Origin of the sequence: Vibrio anguillarum, from assembly GCF_001989995.2 — a bacterium.
Classification (GTDB): Bacteria; Pseudomonadota; Gammaproteobacteria; order Enterobacterales; family Vibrionaceae; genus Vibrio; species Vibrio anguillarum.
The window spans coordinates 57,878-74,370 of sequence record NZ_JAHGUP010000016.1 but is presented as its reverse complement, the minus strand read 5'-3'; the positions used below and the strand labels follow the sequence as shown (position 1 = coordinate 74,370).

The following is a 16,493-nucleotide window of genomic DNA, read 5'->3' as shown; positions in this document are numbered from 1 at the left end:
TCAAACCGCTATTTCCAAATAGGTGTTATTTACTCTCGCTATAGCGTTCCAAGTATAAAATCGTTGCTGCCGTGCGTGATGGGACGCGTAGCTTCTTCAGCAAACTCTTCATGTGCACCTTTACTGTCGACTCAGAAATGAACAGACGATCCGCAATTTGTTTATTCCGATACCCTTTCGCGACCTCTTTTAGAATCTGAGTTTCACGGTCGGTTAATGCTTCAAAAAGATCTTCATGCGTATGACGTTCGGCAAGGTACTGAGTAACAAACTCGCTGTACGCTTTTACACCCGTCGCGGCCTGTCTAAGCAGTTCCACCAGCTCATCTGGTTCTGTATCTTTAAGAAGGTAGCCATCAGCCCCCGCTTTCACCATAGCTTCAATATCGAGCGCACTGTCTGATACGGTTAAAATAACGATGGTGGCGGTTGATTCATCCGCACGAAGCGCTGTTAACGTATCGAGCCCTGACATGCCTTTCATATTCAAATCAAGCAGAATGAGATCCGGCTCGATGTCATGCGCCAAAGCGATGGCTTCACTGCCGTTACAAGCTTCAGCAACCACTTCAAAGTCATCTTCAAAACTCAATAGCTGGTTGATACCACGTCTCATCAAAGGATGGTCATCTACCAGCATTACTCTACATCTCGTCAAAATTTGTATCCTTTGAACGTTTATATTTCAATATAACTTCACACCCAGCATTGGGTGCGGAGGTTACTGACACTGCGCCATGCAGCCGCGCCGCTCTTTCTTGCATAATGCTTAATCCATAGTGATTGAGCCTAGCACGCAGTTGATCAAAACCAACCCCATCGTCTTTGACTGTAACCATCACCTGATCATCTAATTCATCACAGTTGACTTGAATGACATTAGCTTGAGCATGTTTGATAGCATTGATAGTCGCTTCCCGGATCAACTGCAGTAAATGCACTTGTTGATGCGCATCTAAATCAATCGATGACAAATTATTATTAAGCACTATCTCCGCCGTAGTTTGCTCGCCAAGTTCCTCTAGCATGCCCTTGAGCGCTTGACCAAAATTGCCTTCTTTAATCGTTAGCCTGAAGGTGGTTAATAACTCTCTTAACTGGGTGTAAGCACCCGACAAACCTTGATCAATATCTAAAATGATTTGCTCTTTTTTCTCTGCGGCGTGCGGGGTCTCTGCTCGGCCAATCACGCGTTTTAGTAATGATACTTGTATCTTCAGATACGAAAGCGATTGAGCCAACGAATCATGCAGTTCACGTGCGATGGTGGCGCGCTCTTCCATCAAGATCAACTGCTCGGCTTGTTTCTGCGCTTGATTATAATAGATAGCGCGCGACAATATTTGCACGAAGTTATCAATCAAGGCGCTATTTGGACAAGGCAAGCTGTATTGCAGATACAAGTAACCCAGTTGCATCCCATCTAAGCTCAGTAAAAGCGGAGAAAGGGAGAAGCCATTGCTCTCACCTTCGGATAAGCGCGTACTTTTACCCGCGTCATCACCAATTTCTAACTGGGCAAATGTGACCCCTTCGATGGTGACCAAGTGTTGCAAAATCGCTTGGAAATTATCTTGGCTAATGCGCGACGCGGTTAACTCTTGCGAGCAGTCATACAACACTTGCAGTGCTTGGTTGGCATTTTGCAACTTATGGGTTTTCTCATTCACCGCTTGCTCCAAACCGAGGTACAGCTTACCAAGGTCGGTGGCCATTTTATTAAACGTGCGGGTTAAGATCCCCATTTCATTATGGCTAGTGACATTGAGCGATACATCAAATGAGCGGTTTTGGATCTGCTCACTGGCGGTCACTAACGAGCGCAATGGCCCCACCACTTCCTTACGAATAAAATGCACCACAAACAATGAGATACATAACACACCACCCAACCCCATGCCGCCAAACCAAGCCAATTGGATCAGCTTTTGTTCCGAGAAGTGCTGCAACTTAAAGACAAAACGGTCGATTTGGCTGACAAATTTCGCTACCTCATAAAGATAGCGGTCTTTGTTCTCGCCATTTAACAAGCTTTTCAGTTCGTGCCAACGAATGATCAACTGATAATAATCTTTGGTGATGTCGTTTGGCACAGGCCAACGCTGCAATGCTTTCATTGATGGTGAATAAAGCGAACGTTCAAAAAGATAAATGTGAGATGAATAATCCACCGAGTTACTTTGAATATCATGTGCCAATCGATAGCTTTGCATACGCATTGAACCAGCCACGTTCACCGCTTCAGCATCATTGAGTGAGGAAGCGAGTGTAAAAATGGCGTACCCTGTGATGGCAACCGATAACAGTAAAATCGACACCATGGCTTTGGCAATGGTGCTGGTTACCGACTGTTTGGATCGTTTTCTCAAAACATCTCTCCGTGAACCTCTCCTTGCCTATTGTATCTGATTGGGCGCCGCTGTCGTTAAAGCCATTCAATATGTGATCACTCGCGCTTGAATTTATTGATCTAAAACAACATGACTAGCCAATTACCTCCTTGGGGGTATTTATAGAAATAGGACAAAAACTACAATTTGTGTATGGATAAATGAAGATTTGTTAACAAATACAGGAATGCACTTTGGTTGATCTCTCGAAAAGGCGTTTTTTTTCTCGTAATCAGGTCGATGACACCATTGTCCGCTTGCCTTGGATTGCTCACCCCCTCTCCTTTTCAGATGAGTGCACTCGCTGCGGCCGCTGCCTAGACGCGTGCGAAACAAAGATCATCACCTTAGGTGATGGCGGCTTCCCAACCATAGATTTTCATATTGATGAGTGCACCTTTTGTTATCAGTGCGCGCAGAGCTGCCCAGAGCCAATTTTCGCACCGCGCTCAACACAACCGTGGCTGGCTAAAGCAAAGCTCGAAGAAAGCTGCTTGGCTAAACGCAATGTGGAGTGTCGTAGCTGCGCTGAGTCATGTGAAGTCAGCGCTATAACGTTCAATTTAGTGATCGGAAAAGTGGCGCAACCGAATGTCGATCTTGATGCCTGTAACGGATGTGGCGCGTGCGTTTCCATCTGTCCAACCTCAGCCATCCGTGTGAGCAATATTAATAATAATGAGAGATAAACATGTCACTCAATGAAGTACATATTTCAAGTTTGATCGTTCACGTCGTACCTGAACATTTAGCAGCGCTCAAAGCGACAATCGAATCGTTTGAGAACGCAGAAGTGTATGGCCAAAGCAACGAAGGGAAAATGATCGTCGTTTTGGAAACGGAAAACCAAGGCTTCGTTACTGACACCATCGATGCGATTAATAATTTACCACATGTTCTCAGCACCGCTTTGGTTTATCACCAAATAGAAAGTGGGCTGGATGACACGGATACCAACACTGGAACACAACATTCCCACATTGAGGATGACGTATGAAAATGACAAGACGCGCGTTTGTGAAAGCAAACGCAGCCGCATCCGCAGCCGCTGTCGCCGGTATTACTCTACCCGCCAGCGCAACAAACTTGATTGCCAGCTCAGACCAAACAAAAATCACTTGGGATAAAGCGCCTTGTCGTTTCTGCGGTACGGGCTGTTCAGTATTAATCGGTACTCAAAACGGCAAAGTGGTTGCCACACAAGGTGACCCGGAAGCGCCTGTCAACAAAGGGTTGAACTGTATTAAAGGCTACTTCCTTTCAAAAATCATGTATGGCAAAGATCGCTTAACACAGCCACTGCTGCGCATGAAAGATGGCCAATATCATAAAGATGGAGAATTCACGCCAGTCTCGTGGGATCAGGCTTTCGATGTGATGGCTGAAAAGTGGAAACAAGCTCTAAAAGCGAAAGGGCCAACCAGTGTTGGCATGTTCGGTTCAGGCCAATGGACCGTGATGGAAGGTTACGCCGCCGTTAAACTAATGAAAGCGGGTTTTCGCTCTAATAACATTGATCCAAACGCTCGCCACTGTATGGCTTCAGCCGTTGTTGGATTTATGCGCACCTTTGGTATTGATGAACCGATGGGCTGCTATGATGATTTTGAACACGCTGATGCCTTTGTGCTTTGGGGTTCAAACATGGCTGAAATGCACCCGGTTCTTTGGACTCGTATTACCGATCGTCGTTTAAGTCACCCACACGTTAAAGTGAATGTCCTTTCGACTTATTATCATCGTTCGTTTGAGCTGGCCGACCACGGTTACATTTTCCACCCACAAAGTGACCTTGCCATCGCCAACTTCATCGCCAACTACATTATTCAAAACGATGCGGTGAACTGGGATTTCGTCAACAAACACACTCATTTCAAACAAGCGACAACAGATATTGGTTACGGTCTGCGTGACGAGCACCCACTGCAAGTTAAAGCGAAAAATGCCAACTCCGGTGATGTTACTGCGATTGACTTTGAAGCTTATAAAGCCTCTGTTGCACCTTATACGGTTGAAAAAGCCGCGCAAATGTCAGGCGTTGCCGAAGATAAACTGATCGCGCTTGCAAAACAGTACGCTGACCCTAACACCAAAGTGATGTCACTGTGGACTATGGGCATGAACCAACACACTCGCGGTGTTTGGATGCAAAGCTTGGTCTACAACCTGCACTTACTGACGGGCAAAATTGCCACACCTGGCAACAGTCCATTTTCATTAACAGGCCAACCATCCGCTTGCGGCACAGCACGTGAAGTCGGAACCTTTTCTCACCGCTTGCCTGCTGACATGGTGGTGGCAAACCCCAAACATCGCGCGATTGCTGAAAAAACATGGAAGCTTCCGCAAGGCACCATTCCTGAAAAACCGGGCTTTCACGCCGTACAGCAAGACCGAATGCTCAAAGACGGCAAACTCAACGCTTACTGGGTGCAGTGTAATAACAACATGCAAGCTGGCCCGAATATTAACGAAGAACGTTTACCGGGTTACCGCAACCCAGAAAACTTTATCGTCGTGTCTGACCCGTATCCAACAGCCACAGCGCAAGCGGCCGACTTAGTGCTCCCTACCGCAATGTGGGTGGAAAAAGAAGGCGCTTACGGCAATGCTGAACGCCGCACTCAAGCTTGGTATCAACAAGTTGGTACTGTGGGCGAAGCAAAATCAGACTCATGGCAAGTGATGGAGTTCTCTAAACGCTTCAAAATGGAAGAAGTGTGGCCAGAAGAATTGCTCGCCAAAGCGCCACAATATCGCGGTAAAACCCTGTTTGATGTGCTGTTCAGAAACGGACAGGTTGACCAATTCCCGCTTGAAGAAGCGCGTGAACTGAACGATGACGCACATCACTTCGGTTTCTATGTACAAAAAGGGTTATTTGAAGAGTACGCCAGCTTCGGACGCGGTCACGGCCACGACTTAGCTCCTTATGATACCTACCATAACGTTCGCGGCTTACGTTGGCCGGTTGTGGATGGCAAAGAAACGTTATGGCGCTTTAAAGAAGGCTCTGACCCTTATGCGAAAAAAGGATCTGATTGGGATTTCTACGGCAAACCGGATGGTAAAGCGTGGATCATCTCCGCTCCTTATGAAGCTCCGCCGGAATCACCTGATGCCGAATTTGATATGTGGCTGTGTACAGGCCGCGTGTTAGAACACTGGCACACCGGCACTATGACGCGGCGCGTGCCTGAACTTTATAAAGCCGTACCCGATGCGCTCTGTTACATCCACCCAGATGACGCCAAAGCGCGTGGGTTACGACGTGGTGATGAAGTATTGATTTCCAACAAACGCGGCGAAGTTCGTGTTCGTGTGGAAACGCGCGGCCGAAATCGTCCACCGCATGGTTTGGTCTTTATCCCATTCTTTGATGCTCGCATTTTGATTAACAAGCTGATTTTAGATGCCACGGACCCACTGTCGAAGCAGACAGACTTCAAAAAATGTCCGGTAAAAATCACTAAAGTAGCGTAAGCCAGTTAATGAATGCATCGGCTGCCCTGTGGGAGCCGATCTCAGAATGAGCCATTAGGCGGAGAATTTAAGATGAAAAAACTACTGATCGCCCTTTTATCTTTTGGAGTTTTATTTAGCCAAGCGATACAGGCGGAACTGAATAACCCCGGCGGCAACGGCGGGCTGGAATCGCTGCGTGGCGCAACGCAACTTGAAGAGACTCGTCCTGCAGACGACTTTAAGAAGTACCCGAGAGATCAAGCGCTTGAAAGCGAATACGTCTATCAGCCACCTTTGATCCCACATAACATTCGTGGCTACGAAGTGTCGCTAAACGCCAATAAGTGCCTTGCTTGTCACAGTTGGAAAAATGCCAAAGAGATGGGCGCAACCAAAATCAGCGTGACCCACTATGTTAACCGTGAAGATGCGGTGCTAGCTGACGTCTCACCGCGCCGTTACTTCTGTTTACAGTGCCATGTACCGCAAGCCATTGCGAAGCCTTTGGTGGAAAATGAGTTCAAATCCGTTGATTCACTTCGCTAATCGTAGCCAGATAATAACTTAAGAGGCTATTTATGAAATTATTAAAAGCGTTTTGGAAAAGGCTCACAAGCCCAAGTAAAGCGGCCGTTGGCATCGTATTGTTCATGGGGTTTGCAGGTGGTCTGCTATTTTGGGGCGCATTTAACACCGGTATGGAAGCAACAAACTCAGAAGAATTCTGCTCAGGCTGTCATGCACCGATTGTGGCTGAGATCCAAGAGACGATTCACTATTCTAACCGTTCCGGAGTACGTGCTATCTGCTCTGACTGCCATGTTCCTCATGAGTGGACAGACAAGATTATCCGCAAAGTGCAAGCCTCCAAAGAGTTGTTTGCTCATGTGGTATTAGGCACCATTAGCACACCAGAAAAGTTTCAAGCACGTCGAGCACATCTCGCGGAGCGTGAGTGGTCACGATTGAAAAATAATGACTCATTAGAGTGCCGCAACTGCCATGAGTTCGAATACATGGATTTTTCAGAGCAAGGTCCACGCAGTGCCAAACAGCACTCTACCGCCCTTGCTAGTGGTGAAAAAACCTGTGTCGATTGCCATAAAGGTATTGCACATAAACTGCCAGACATGCAAGGCGTTGAAGGCTGGCAATAGGAGAATTAACCCATGAGTACATTAGAATCGGTGATTTGGCATATTCTTGGTTACAGCGCGATGCCTGTTATTATCTTCGGCGGCTTTGCGGTGGTTGCCGCCGTTTCACTTTGGTTGTTGTCACTGAGTAAAGATAAAGAACTCTAAATTACACTTCCTACCGTAATTTATAGTCAACTACCAATAAAAATCCGCCTGTGCATAAGGCGGATTTTTTTACTTCACTTTAAATGACATGCGCAGAAATACTAAGGCGCGGAATCCACCACTACGGGCAAGTAATGTTTAGGTTCAAGTTTCAACCACTCTGGTAACACAGTCCCGATTGAGATTGAAGACCAAGTTCCAGAAATAATACCGATGAACATTGCAATAGCAAACCCTTCAAGCGGCTCCCCGCCCATTAACCACAATGCGGAAACGGTGAGTAATGTCGTACCCGAAGTCACCATAGTGCGTGAGAAAGTCGCAATCACGGCTTGGTCGGTAATCTCTTTGGTTGGCGTACTTTGCTTGGCCACGAGCAGTTCACGAATACGGTCGGCAATGATAATGGAGTCGTTCAATGAATAACCCAATACCGCCAGTACCGCCGCAAACACGGTTAGGTTGAACTCCATCTGTGTCAGGGCAAAGAAACCGAGCACTAAAATAACGTCATGCAGCAAGGCCAACAACGAGCCGCTCGCTAAACGCCATTCAAAGCGGAAACACAAGTAACCTAAGATACACAGTAAGCAGATCATCAACGCTAAACTACCTTGCTCCACCAGATCTTGCCCCACTTGCGAGCCGACCATACTGTTACTCACCACCGTCACATGCTCAGAGACGTCGCTGAGCAGAGTTGGAATATTAGGCGTTTCTTGATCGCTTTCAGGAAGCGCGTAGCGGATAACCCAACGCCCTTCTTCACCTGCTTTGGTGATCATCGTTGAATCTCCTAATGTAGGTTTCAACGCTTGCAGCAACTCTTTGTTGGTGAGGGTTTTATCGACCGTGACTTCGGTGACCATCCCACCGGTAAAATCCAACCCCATGTTGAGGCCTTTCACACCAAACGCCACTAATGAGATCAGCATCAATGTCACAGAGAGTACGCTCGTGATGTAACGAATTGGACGAATATGGTTTTTCAAATAATCAATCATGTTTATACCCTTACATCACGACGAGCATCTCGTCCCCAAATGAGATTGATAACCGCACGCGAAGCAAACACACCACTGAACATACTGGTCATAATGCCGAGCCCTAAGGTCAGGGCAAAGCCTTGGATTGGACCATTACCGATCGAATACAGAATCACGGCGGTGATCATAGTGGTGACGTTGGCGTCAAGAATGGTGCTAAAGGCGCTGCTAAAACCTGTATCAATCGCTTGCGCAAAGCTGCGACCTTCCGCGATTTTGTCTTTGATGCGTTCAAAAATTAGCACGTTGGTATCGACGGCCATGCCGACCGTCAAAACTAGGCCTGCAATCCCAGGTAAGGTCAGCACAGCGCCCGGTAGCAGAGCAATCAAGCCAATCAAACATACCATATTAAACAGCAAAGCCGCGTTAGCCACCCAGCCCAAACGACGATACCAAAGCGCCATAAACGTCAGCGTCAATGCCATGCCTAAGGCTAATGCGGCAAAACCATTTTGAATGTTTTCTGCGCCCAATGAAGCGCCGATGGTACGCTCCTCTACGATAGTCACAGGCGCGGTTAATGAGCCTGCACGCAGCAATAATGCTAACTGCTGTGCTTCTTCCATCGAACCTGCACCAGTGATTCTAAATTGGCTACCCAGCTGCGATTGAATGGTCGCAACACTGATCACTTTTTCGCTACGCTCTGTTTCGCCACGAGCATTGGTGGTGTATTCACGGTACACGGTCGCCATCGGCTTACCGATATGCTTGGATGAAAAATCACTCATGATTTTGCCACCCGCGTGGTCAAGCGAGATGTTGACCTCAGACATTCCCACTTGGTCAATACCTGCGCGCGCATTAACAATGTGATCGCCGGTTAATACAGGGCGTTTAGTAAGTACAACATTGCGGCCATTTTCATCTTTTAGCACAATGTCTTGCGACGTAAACGCTTCGCTGGGTGATTTCGCCTCATAAAAAGCAAGGCTCGCCGTCGCACCAATCACGTTTTTCGCTTGTGATGGGTCTTGCACGCCCGGTAATTCGATACGAATGCTGTGTTCACCTTGGCGCTGAACCATAGCTTCAGTGATGCCTAGCTCTTCAATGCGATCACGCATAATCTTGAGGTTCTGTTGCAGCGTCGTTGATTGGAAATCGACTCGATTCTGTTTTGAAGGCTTGATCAGCAGTTGATCAGAAGAGCGTTGAATATCCCACCCTGAGTAAGTCTCTTTAAGAAATGCATTGATTTTATTGAGATCTTCCGCTGAATTGCTCATTACTTTGAAGCCATCAATACCTTCAGAGCTAACTTTCACGCTGCGAAGACGCTCGTCACGCAGCTTATCTTTCACGGTATCGATCATGCTGTCACGTTGCTCTTGGAACGCTTTATCCACGTCAACGTTCAGCAAAAATTGCACACCACCACGCAGGTCCAATCCTAGTTTAATCGGGTTAAAACCTAAATTTGTCAACCATGTTGGTGCAACCGAAACGTAAGAGAACGTAATACTGTCTTCTTTTTCAATCATGCCATCGAGTAATTCTCTGGCGTGCGTTTGCTGGACTTCCTCAGCAAAGACTAAGGTCGTTTTCCCACCTTGCTGCTGTATGTTTTGTACCGCAATATCGTTTTTTTCGAGTAGATGAGTTAATTCCACGACTGAATTAAGCGTCTCATTTTTAGAGGAGACTTGCAGTTGAATAGACGGCTGTTCGCCGTACCAGGTGGGTATAGCGCTCAAGGCAAGCACAACCAAAGTGGCGGCCAATACGATATACTTCCACGCAGAATAGTGATTAATAAGACGTGCTGACGCCTTTTTATTTTGTGTTTTTTTCATACCAATCCTCTCAGCAAAGCTGAGTTGTTATTACTTTAAATAAACAAGTTAAATGAACAAGCGAGTGACTTTGTCACTTGATATAAAGTAAGAGGGATCAGTACTGGCTATTTAACGCCACATACATGGCATTCGTTTCTTTCCAACCAGAAATTCTGTGGTTAGAACTATAGGGGCGAGCTTGCCATGCCGCCAACTCAGCGACAGGAAAAAGATAAAGCCTAAAGGGAGCGACGGTGACGTCGTAATTGGGTGTGTTATCGACAAAAGTGGGGCCATCGTATTCAACGACTCGGGAAGTTACCCCCCAACGAGACGCGGTGACGATTGCAGCAGAAGTGTCTGAGTGAAGCGATTTTGATACGGGTGGAGCCGTTTGTTTATCTTGTTGATCAGAGATAGGTTGTTGAATAGCAATAGCTTGAGGCAATGTTTGCTGATGAACAATCGCCGTGAGCGAGGTTTTTTCACCATGTTGTAGGATAACTTTACGTTCAGCGTGGCTGTGCGTTTCACTCTCAATTAAATAGCCGAACGCTTGCGAAGGCAGAACCACCGCAAAAAGCGTAAACCAGACATATTTAATAAAGTGCCAATGCATGAAAAAATCATTCCTCTCAACTCAAGCAGGCATCATATTCCTGACAACCATAAGCCTCAAGTAAAAAGATCTAAATGCTCTTATCACTTTAGCTAATGAGAAGCGTAAAATATTTCTTTGCTTTGTATATCAAAGTAAATTTTGTTGGCTAACTTGCGGCCACCACAATACACAAAATAAACCTCACGTTCTTGATATTTGAGCGACTTTACCCAGCCACCAAGCTCTTCAAAATCTTCTGGTACGCAGGTTTCATTTTTCAGCAACTCATCGGTTTTCTGCACAAAAGCCGTTTCATAGAGTTTAAAATCATCCGAATTCGCAATGTACTGCGTGACCGTTTTACGGCGCTCCTCTGCTGTGATCAGCGGGGCTTGTTCCACTAAACCATCCAAAGGTATCCACTCCGCGACTTCAGGCCCGTTTTCCTCATAGACAAAATAATCGGTAATACGGCCAAAACCCGATTTACGTTCCAAGATTTTCACCTTATCACCACGGTATAGAACCCGCTCAACAAACGCTTGTGCATCGGGCTTTTCTCTTACTCCGAGCCTTGCTAAATCGACATATAAATCATTAACGAGCGGTTTTGGTGGCAAGGCCGTTTTAGGTCCCGTCTCAGTAGTTGGCACTTGTTCTTCATCGTTCGAACTCGACGAATCGGCCTGCAGTGCTTCTTGCTCGGGAAGATAATAAAGAAAGTAATAGCCAGCGCCTGCGCCCGCCAACCCAAGCAGCAATAATAGAAACATCAGCATTTTTTTCATCTTGCTGCCCATTCCTTTCTTGTTGTGCGCGACCTTATTCGGCGCGGCACGCTTTAATTGTTCGTTAATTATAGTTGAAATCTCCGAATGTCATTTTTACTCACTATTCGAACGCATAGCGACACTAACGGCAGCCTAATCCTGAACTTGATGCTATGCGTCAATCTTCTGCAAAATCAGTCCCTTTTATTGGGTGAAGCTCCCACTATCATCATGAACCATATCATTATCAAGCTCATGAATCGTACCGATACGACAGCGCTTTTCTGGAGCTAGTTTTTCATATTCGGTGAGATAAATATCGCTATGTATATGCTCTGCAATCATTTTGACCAACAGACGATTATTAGAATACAGACCCAACGCTTCTTGACGATGAGAAAACATTACTGCTTGTTTCATATCCACAACCAACATAAAACGATGCGAGGGATAACGTTGCTCCTGCTGGTCGGAGCGAGAATATAGCTCCACTTTAGGATGTGGTACTGATAATTTATTAAAGGAAAAGGTAATGACTCGAACACCTCTTTCGATAGCATCACAAATTTCTTTTTCTAATAGCTCTAGATGAAAGTCAGTATTTAGGTACACCTCCACCTGCGCGAGTGCCAGCATCTCTCTCGCTTTTTGAATGAGGTTTTCAAAACCCGTCACGTTATAAATAAACTCTTTCTCCTCTTGGAGCATCATGCGCGATAGCTCTTTTTTAAGGATCTGAATATTGTCGATCGTCTGTCTTTCTATTTGGCTGAAAATGAGTTCGGGCGATTTTGCTTCATACTCTTTTGTGTCTCCATCCGACATAAAAATACAACCATTTTTGTATAAATTATCGATTGAAGAATAAACCGATGAGCGGGACAAAGAGATATCTTTGGCAATCTTATAGCCGCTTGATCGACCATTTTTAAGTAAATTGATGTAAACCAATGCGTCTGTCTTAGTAAATCCAAACCCCATCAATTTCGTTACCAGTTCAGTCACAGGTTCTCCTCGCTTTTTATTCACAGTTGAATTCCTAAATGTACCTACACCATTTGAGGCTGCCGATAGCTAACAAGTGAAAAAAGATCACGAGCAAACCCAACGAAAAACCTCAAATTGGATAGGTATAGAGATTATCACTCCTTACGCAGTGAATGTAGACGAATCTATTGAGATTCAGGGTGAACTAAGCTTATCGCCACCAAGCCTAAGCGGTGCATAAGCCCAAGATGTTAAAACCGAAAGCGGTTAAATGCATAAGCTGCTCTTGCCACATAAACGAAATAGCACTATCACTGTTATTAATAAAAAACGTTTGCTCACCTCGGGAATAGGCCAACACGGAAGGATGCTCGACGGTATGCCAATTAAGTGAAGGTTCATTCCAGTGTGGATGATTTTTACGCAATTCAATAAGCCACTGAATAAAGGCTTTGAAATCGAGATCTTGTTCAGATTCATCCCAAATCATACACTTCCGATTGTCTTCTCTACCCATACCTTTACACCCATCCATCCCTATTTCTCCACCATAGTAAATACAAGGTGAACCAACCTGCGTGAACATGAATAAATAGGCTAGCTTAGCTTTATGCTTATCATTGGCACATAAGCTAAGTAAACGAGTCGTATCATGGCTTTCTAGTAAATTAAACATCACTTCGTTGACGTTTTTAGGATACGCAAGATATGAACGAGTCACTGCATGCATGAAAGTTTCTTTATCATAAGCCTGCAGTGCAAAATAATCCGTAGTGGCCTGAGTCAGTGGGTAATTCATTAAAGAATCGTATTGATCGCCACGTAACCAAGGCATACCCTCATGCCAAATCTCACCCAAAATGTAGCAATCAGGTTTTATGCTTTTCACCGTACGACGAAAATCCCGCCAAAACTCATGATCGACTTCGTTTGCAACGTCTAAACGCCAACCATCAATGTCAAATTCTTCAACCCAATGCTGTGCCACACTCAACAGATACTGGCGACATTGTTCGTTTTCGGTATTCAATTTGGGCATTTCGATTACATTACCAAACGTTTCGTAGTTGAAATCCCAAAAATCCCACTCTTCTTTCGGTATATCTGGATAGACGGGGAAGCGGTTAATCCAAAACCAATCTGCGTAACGCGACTGAGCTCCATTTTTAACCACATCTAACCAAAATGGGTGTTGATCACCAACATGGTTAAACACTGCATCTAACATCACTTTCATCTTGCGGCGATGTGCTTCTTTGACCAAAGCCCGAAATGCCTCATTACCACCAAAATGTGGATCCACATTAAAATAATCAACAGTGTCATATTTGTGATTCGCATTAGCAGTAAATACTGGACAAAAATACAACCCATTCACCCCCAGTTCTTGGAGATAATCCAGTTTTTCAATCACACCCCATAGGTCGCCCCCCATAAAGTTATGCGAACTAGGCTGGCTACCCCACGGCTGAACATCGAAAGGAGAAATATCCGGCATTCCATTATGGAAACGTTCAGGAAAAATTTGATACCAAATAGTTTCTTTGACCCAATTTGGCGTGCATAACACATCTCGCGGATTAAGGTACGGAAAACAGAAAAAATTGCTCAAGTTACTTAATTCCATTTCCGCAATATTAGGATCACGGATATCAACACATCGCTTTTCTCCAAACAGCAGTTTTTCACCTTCACGACCATGAAGAATGAAGCCATAACGACTTCGACGTTTCGGTGGCTGAAACTGCGCAAACCAATGGTCGTGATACTCAGTTTGTCCCTCAAATAACATAGGCACCGTGTTACCGCCAACCCAACCATGTGCATCACTGCCGCCTAGGTTACCGCCGTCTAAACCACCTTCAGCCCAGTGATATGGATCACCGATCCACAAGGAAACATTATCCACCTCTCCTTTGGCCGTACGGAAACGAATATGTAAAGTTGCATTGTCATAAGCGTAGCTATCTGCACTCTTTGCGGAATGCATCAGTGAACTTTTTGTGATCATACTAAATGTACCTAAGAATTATTCTTTTACCGCGCCGCTAACAAGGCCCGTGGTGATGTGTTTTTGAGTTACTACGAAAAGCAACGTGATAGGTATCGCTACCAATAAAGATCCTGCGGCAAACAGCGTAAAGTTCTCGGCTGAGTTTGATGAAATCCAACTGAAGATCCCAATGGCTAAGGTCATTTTTTCTTCACTACGCAAAATCAACGTCGGCAAAATGAAATCCATCCAAGGCCCCGTGAATGATACCAAAGCAACGAACACTAAAATGGGGCGGGCTAATGGCAGGATGATTTCTAGAAAAATCGTCATATGCCCTGCTCCATCAATTTTTGCCGCTTCATCTAATGAGGTTGGTAACGCATCAAAATACCCTTTTACGAGCCAAGTCATAAATGGTAACGACCCGGTTACATACACAAACAGTAACCCTGCGTAGGTGTCAATTAAGTTCATTTTTGATAATAGAATGTAAATTGCCGTCATCGATAAAAATGCGGGGAACATTTGCAGCACTAAAATCCCCATCATCACATTACGTTTACCTTTAAATCGATAACGCGAAAAAACATAAGCCGTCATGGTGACCACAATGAGTGAAATTCCCATATTGGCGGTGGCTAATATCAACGTATTGATATACCAATCTAAATAAGGTGTATCAGTAAATAACGCACGATAATGGTCCAGCGTAAGCGTAATATCACTAAATGAGGTACTAAAGAGATTATTGCCACGCTTAAACGATGCGAGGATAGTCCAGGCAACCGGCCCTAACACTAACAAAGCATTAAGTAACAAGAACAGATAGACCAATAGCGTCCCTAGTTTTTCAGCAAGTCGATTCATCGTTACATCCCCACATCATCTTTAAAGGATTTCATTCTGCGGAACTGCCAAATAGCAATTACGGACAGGAATAGGAAGATTACAATCGAAATAACAGAAGCAATCTGGTATTGCTGGAAGTCCAAGGTCAATTTGTAAATCCAAGTGATCAAAATATCGGTATGTCCAGCAAAACGGTATTCAGGATTGATCGGCCCGCCTTCAGTCAACAAGAATATCGCTCCAAAATTATTGAAGTTATGAGCAAATGTCATGACTAGTGAGGGGGCGACTTGGTGCAATACCATCGGCAACGTTATCTCTTGAAACTGCTGGAATTTACTTGCCCCATCGACTTCACTGGCTTCATAGAGATCACGAGGAATGTTGGTCAATGCCCCAGCAATCAACAGCATAAAATAAGGTGCCCCAACCCAGACACTGACGGCAATTACTGTTATCTTGGCAGTAAATGGATCAGATAAAAATGCAATAGAATCGACTCCCCAACTATTTAAAGTGGCGTTTACCGGACCAATTCCATTCAGTAATAAGCGAAACATTAGTAAGGTAACAAATGCGGGAATGGCATAAGGGAGAATAAAGACAAACCGCCAGAGTTTTTTCGCTTGAATGTTCCGATTCTCTAAGGCGAGAGCGAGCAAGAAACCAAAACCGCAAGTACAAATTGTTGCAGTGACTGCCCATCCAACCGTCCATAAAGCAACACCAAAAAATGTATTTGACCAAATTTTCAGCTCAAACAGTGTCCAAAAATTTCTTAACCCTACCCAGTCCACTAAATTCTTAGGGGGGATATGATGAGGTGCTGAATAGTTCGTAAAGGAAACCAGTACCGTAATTGCAATAGGTAGAATAATAAACGCAATAGTCACTATCAAAGCGGGAGAAAGTACGATGAATGCAAAATGTTTATTATAAATGGATTGAATTTGCCCACGAATATTCAGCTTACACAATGCACAAGATTGGGCATCTTTGACGTTCAGAATATAGGTAGTTATGAAACAGAGCATAAGAATGACTGCAATAACACCTTCCACCAACATATGAATGGAGTTATCACCTTGGATAACTTGAAAACCTTGCCGAACTTGTACCACATCGCCTAAAGAAACCAAGCCTTTGAGCGCCAAAATAAGGTTAGGTAGCGCAAACAAAAACAACACATTAACCGTAAAAAGAAAGATGCCTTTCACCCAATGTTTATGAACAAGTTGCGTTGTACCCATGATCAACATTGAGCTGAGGAAATGGAGTCTATTTTGAGTTTTGGCTAACAACAT

General features: G+C 44.9%; 16 protein-coding genes. 6 read left to right on the top strand and 10 right to left on the bottom strand.

Features of this window, described 5'->3' with window-relative positions; all coding sequences use genetic code 11:
• Positions 1–25: 25 nt before the first annotated feature.
• Together PL85_RS03395 and narQ are read right to left on the bottom strand one after the other, a co-directional pair.
• On the bottom strand, positions 26–658 hold the full coding sequence (locus PL85_RS03395; RefSeq protein ID WP_013868534.1) for a response regulator: 633 nt from the start codon (positions 656–658) through the stop codon (positions 26–28).
• Positions 645–2,369 (bottom strand): nitrate/nitrite two-component system sensor histidine kinase NarQ, encoded by a 1,725-nt coding sequence (narQ, locus tag PL85_RS03390; RefSeq protein ID WP_115340082.1) that lies wholly within the window; start codon positions 2,367–2,369, stop codon positions 645–647. Before narQ ends, PL85_RS03395 begins: the two co-directional genes overlap by 14 nt.
• Positions 2,370–2,584: 215 nt before the next feature.
• On the opposite strand from narQ, the gene napF reads away from it, so the two are divergent.
• The 6 genes from napF (at position 2,585) to PL85_RS03360 (ending at position 7,159) form a co-directional block, all read left to right on the top strand.
• Positions 2,585–3,079, top strand: coding sequence for a ferredoxin-type protein NapF (napF, locus tag PL85_RS03385; protein ID WP_115340081.1), 495 nt, complete (start codon positions 2,585–2,587; stop codon positions 3,077–3,079).
• A gap of 2 nt (positions 3,080–3,081) precedes the next feature.
• Positions 3,082–3,387: a chaperone NapD gene (locus tag PL85_RS03380; protein ID WP_013868531.1), complete on the top strand. Its 306-nt coding sequence runs from the start codon at positions 3,082–3,084 to the stop codon at positions 3,385–3,387.
• Positions 3,384–5,873, top strand: coding sequence for a periplasmic nitrate reductase subunit alpha (gene napA, locus PL85_RS03375; protein ID WP_115340080.1), 2,490 nt, complete (start codon positions 3,384–3,386; stop codon positions 5,871–5,873). The genes PL85_RS03380 and napA overlap by 4 nt, the downstream gene beginning before the upstream one ends.
• A gap of 72 nt (positions 5,874–5,945) precedes the next feature.
• Complete coding sequence (locus tag PL85_RS03370) at positions 5,946–6,401, top strand: nitrate reductase cytochrome c-type subunit (protein WP_094502178.1); 456 nt, start codon at positions 5,946–5,948, stop codon at positions 6,399–6,401.
• Between the two features lie 32 nt (positions 6,402–6,433).
• Positions 6,434–7,012 (top strand): NapC/NirT family cytochrome c, encoded by a 579-nt coding sequence (locus tag PL85_RS03365; RefSeq protein ID WP_013868528.1) that lies wholly within the window; start codon positions 6,434–6,436, stop codon positions 7,010–7,012.
• Positions 7,013–7,024: 12 nt separating this feature from the next.
• Entirely contained in the window at positions 7,025–7,159 is a 135-nt protein-coding gene (locus tag PL85_RS03360) for a TIGR02808 family protein (protein ID WP_013868527.1), read from the top strand.
• A 101-nt stretch (positions 7,160–7,260) separates the two neighbouring features.
• Here the strand turns inward: PL85_RS03360 and secF are convergent, their stop codons facing one another.
• From secF to PL85_RS03320, 8 genes are all read right to left on the bottom strand, one after another.
• Complete coding sequence (secF, locus tag PL85_RS03355) at positions 7,261–8,163, bottom strand: protein translocase subunit SecF (protein WP_013868526.1); 903 nt, start codon at positions 8,161–8,163, stop codon at positions 7,261–7,263.
• 2 nt (positions 8,164–8,165) lie between these two features.
• A complete protein-coding gene (gene secD / locus PL85_RS03350; protein WP_115340079.1) occupies positions 8,166–10,004 on the bottom strand; it encodes a protein translocase subunit SecD in 1,839 nt (612 codons plus the stop codon).
• Positions 10,005–10,101: 97 nt separating this feature from the next.
• Positions 10,102–10,605, bottom strand: coding sequence for a hypothetical protein (locus PL85_RS03345; RefSeq protein ID WP_019281633.1), 504 nt, complete (start codon positions 10,603–10,605; stop codon positions 10,102–10,104).
• A 92-nt stretch (positions 10,606–10,697) separates the two neighbouring features.
• Positions 10,698–11,375 carry an SH3 domain-containing protein gene (locus tag PL85_RS03340; RefSeq protein WP_234826585.1) on the bottom strand — a complete coding sequence of 226 codons (678 nt, stop codon included), beginning with the start codon at positions 11,373–11,375 and terminating at the stop codon, positions 10,698–10,700.
• Positions 11,376–11,561: 186 nt separating this feature from the next.
• Positions 11,562–12,362, bottom strand: coding sequence for a TrmB family transcriptional regulator (locus PL85_RS03335; RefSeq protein ID WP_029189831.1), 801 nt, complete (start codon positions 12,360–12,362; stop codon positions 11,562–11,564).
• Between the two features lie 208 nt (positions 12,363–12,570).
• Positions 12,571–14,355, bottom strand: a complete 1,785-nt coding sequence (locus PL85_RS03330; protein ID WP_064626704.1) for a glycoside hydrolase family 13 protein — start codon at positions 14,353–14,355, stop codon at positions 12,571–12,573.
• An 18-nt stretch (positions 14,356–14,373) separates the two neighbouring features.
• Complete coding sequence (locus PL85_RS03325) at positions 14,374–15,207, bottom strand: sugar ABC transporter permease (protein WP_115340077.1); 834 nt, start codon at positions 15,205–15,207, stop codon at positions 14,374–14,376.
• A 2-nt stretch (positions 15,208–15,209) separates the two neighbouring features.
• Positions 15,210–16,493 carry a carbohydrate ABC transporter permease gene (locus PL85_RS03320; RefSeq protein WP_094123907.1) on the bottom strand — a complete coding sequence of 428 codons (1,284 nt, stop codon included), beginning with the start codon at positions 16,491–16,493 and terminating at the stop codon, positions 15,210–15,212.

Coding starts and splice junctions, on each gene's coding strand:
- PL85_RS03380 (WP_013868531.1), top strand. CDS start 3,082: ATGTCACTCAATGAAGTACATATTTCAAGTTTGATCGTTCACGTCGTA.
- napA (WP_115340080.1), top strand. CDS start 3,384: ATGAAAATGACAAGACGCGCGTTTGTGAAAGCAAACGCAGCCGCATCC.
- PL85_RS03370 (WP_094502178.1), top strand. CDS start 5,946: ATGAAAAAACTACTGATCGCCCTTTTATCTTTTGGAGTTTTATTTAGC.
- PL85_RS03365 (WP_013868528.1), top strand. CDS start 6,434: ATGAAATTATTAAAAGCGTTTTGGAAAAGGCTCACAAGCCCAAGTAAA.
- PL85_RS03360 (WP_013868527.1), top strand. CDS start 7,025: ATGAGTACATTAGAATCGGTGATTTGGCATATTCTTGGTTACAGCGCG.
- secF (WP_013868526.1), bottom strand. CDS start 8,163: ATGATTGATTATTTGAAAAACCATATTCGTCCAATTCGTTACATCACG.
- secD (WP_115340079.1), bottom strand. CDS start 10,004: ATGAAAAAAACACAAAATAAAAAGGCGTCAGCACGTCTTATTAATCAC.
- PL85_RS03345 (WP_019281633.1), bottom strand. CDS start 10,605: ATGCATTGGCACTTTATTAAATATGTCTGGTTTACGCTTTTTGCGGTG.
- PL85_RS03340 (WP_234826585.1), bottom strand. CDS start 11,375: ATGAAAAAAATGCTGATGTTTCTATTATTGCTGCTTGGGTTGGCGGGC.
- PL85_RS03330 (WP_064626704.1), bottom strand. CDS start 14,355: ATGATCACAAAAAGTTCACTGATGCATTCCGCAAAGAGTGCAGATAGC.
- PL85_RS03325 (WP_115340077.1), bottom strand. CDS start 15,207: ATGAATCGACTTGCTGAAAAACTAGGGACGCTATTGGTCTATCTGTTC.
- PL85_RS03320 (WP_094123907.1), bottom strand. CDS start 16,493: ATGTTGTTAGCCAAAACTCAAAATAGACTCCATTTCCTCAGCTCAATG.